General features: G+C 67.4%; 2 protein-coding genes. Both read left to right on the top strand.

Going from position 1 to position 2549, the window contains the following annotated elements:
- Nucleotides 1–109: 109 nt before the first annotated feature.
- Entirely contained in the window at nucleotides 110–2266 is a 2157-nt protein-coding gene (locus tag QZ079_RS09075; RefSeq protein WP_297037526.1) for a Tex family protein, read from the top strand.
- Between the two features lie 23 nt (nucleotides 2267–2289).
- A partial coding sequence (locus tag QZ079_RS09070) for a macro domain-containing protein (RefSeq protein ID WP_297037525.1) occupies nucleotides 2290–2549 on the top strand: 260 nt, incomplete at its 3' end.

Below are 2549 nucleotides of genomic sequence, written 5' to 3'. Positions count from 1 at the left end.
ATCGGCAACGGCCGAGCGGCCAACCAGCCAAGCGGTCACGCATCGCGGCCATCGATGTAAAAAAGTCGCTGGGGTAATTTTACATTGTCGTTAGAGAGGCATGTCGTCTATGGATATCATCGCAACGCTCGCGGCGGAACTTTCGCTCAAACCCGCCGCCGTCGACGCCGCCGTCAAGCTCATCGACGAGGGGAACACCATCCCGTTCATCGCACGCTACCGCAAGGAAGCGACGGGCGGCATGGATGACGTCGCGCTCCGCACGCTCGACGACCGCCTCACCTACCTGCGGAACCTCGAGCAGCGCAAGGAAGACGTCATCCTGCTCATCGGTGCGCAGGGCAAGCTCACGCCGGAGCTTGAAGAAGAGATTCGTGCCGCCACGCAGCTCCAGCGCGTGGAAGATCTCTACAAGCCCTATCGCAAGAAGCGTCAGACGCGTGCGAGCAAGGCGCGTGAGGCAGGGCTCGAGCCGCTCGCGAACATGATCATCATGCAGGTCACGTCCAAGGGCACGCCGCTCGATGCCGCCGCGCCCTTCGTGACGCCCGAAGCGGCGGAGGCCGGCTACGACACGCCGGAGAAGGCGCTCGCCGGCGCGCAGGACATCGTGGCGGAGACGGTGGCGGAGGACCCGGAGAACGTGGCGGATCTGCGCTCGTTCACGGAGGGTACGGGCGAGATCGTGTCCATCGCCGTCGATGCGGACGAGAAGACGCCCTATGAGCCCTATTACGATTTCGAGGAACCCGCGCGGAAGATCCCCAACCACCGTATCCTTGCCATCGATCGCGGCGAACGCGAGGGCAAGCTCCGTGTGCGCGTGGGCGTGGACACGGACGCCGCCGTCACGCGCCTCGCGCGCCGCTGGCCGCGTCGCCAAGGAGGGTTCGCGCCGGTGCTCGACGCCGCCATCGCAGACGGCTATAAGCGCCTCATGGCGCCCTCGCTCGAGCGCGAGCTGCGGGCAAAGCTCACCGTGCGCGCGCAGACGGAGGCGATCAAGGTCTTCGGCAAAAACCTGGAGAGTCTGCTTTCCGCCCGTCCCGTGCGCGGCGCCCGCGTGATCGCGCTCGACCCGGGGTATCGCACTGGCTGCAAGGTCGCCGTCATGGACGAGACCGGCAAGCTGCTCGACCACGGCGTGGTGTACCCCACGCCGCCGCGCCGCGACGTCGCCGGCACGAAGCGCGAGCTGGCGCGCCTGGTGAAGCGCTACGACATCAACACCATCGTGATCGGCAACGGGACGGCGAGCCGCGAGACGGAGGAAGTCGTCTCGAGCTTCATCGCGGAGGCGGCGCCCGAGCTGCGCTACACCATCGTGAACGAGGCCGGCGCCTCCGTGTATTCCGCGAGCGAGCTGGCGAGCCAGGAGTACCCGGAGCTCGACGTGACCACGCGCGGCGCCATGAGCCTGGGACGGCGTTTGCAGGACCCGCTCGCGGAGCTTGTGAAGATCCCGCCGCAATCTATTGGCGTAGGCCAGTACCAGCACGATCTTGACCAGACGGAGCTCGCCCGCACGCTCGGGCACGTGGTGGAGGACGTGGTGAACCGCGTGGGCGTGGACGTGAACACGGCGAGCGCGAGCCTCCTTGGCTACGTTTCCGGCATCACGCCGCAGGTGGCGCGAAACATCGTGGCGTACCGCGAAGAGCACGGTGCGTTCACCGATCGCAAGCAGCTTCTGGACGTGCCGAAGCTCGGTCCCAAGGCGTTCCAGAACGCGGCAGGGTTCCTCCGCATCGCAGGCGGCGCGAACCCGCTCGACGCGACGGCGGTACACCCGGAGAGCTATGCTGTGGCGCGCGAGGTGCTGCGCCGCGCAGGAGTTTCGGCCTCTGACCTAGCCACCGGCGGCGTGCCGGATATCGAGCGCCGCGTGGGCAGTGTTTCCGCGCTCGCGGGCGAGCTGGGCTGCGGCTTGCTCACGCTCTTCGACATCATCGACGAGCTCAAGAAGCCTGGCCGCGACCCGCGTGACGACGCTCCGGAGGTCGTGTTCAGCAAGCAGGCGCTTTCCATCGACGACCTTGAACCCGGCATGGAGCTCACCGGCACCGTGCGCAACGTGGTGGACTTCGGCGCGTTCGTGGACGTGGGCGTGCATCAGGACGGCCTCGTGCACATCTCGAAGCTCTCGACGCGGTTCGTGAAGCATCCGAGCGACGTGGTGGCCGTGGGCGACACCGTGCAGGTGTGGGTCGAGCGCGTGGACCGCGAGCGCGGCAAGATTTCGCTTACCATGGTGAAGGGGAAGTAGCTTCGCAACGGAAGGAGCGCGCCATGCCGTTTTCCATCGTGAGGAACGATATCGCCCGCGTGCATGCGGACGTGCTCGTCAACGCCGCGAACACGCATCTTGCAGAGGGTGGCGGCGTGTGCGGTGCACTCTTCGCGGCGGCGGGGTGCGAACAGATGCGTGCTGCGTGCGATGCTATCGGCGGCTGTCCCACGGGCGGCGCGGTGGCGACGCCGGCGTTCAACCTGCCCGCGCGCTGGTGCGTCCACGCGGTGGGCCCCATCTGGCGCGGCGGCGGCCACGG

This window comes from uncultured Enorma sp. (assembly GCA_905210055.1).
Classification (GTDB): Bacteria; Actinomycetota; Coriobacteriia; order Coriobacteriales; family Coriobacteriaceae; genus Enorma.
The sequence above is the reverse complement of the archived record's forward strand: the minus strand, read 5'-3'. Positions and strand labels throughout refer to the sequence as shown.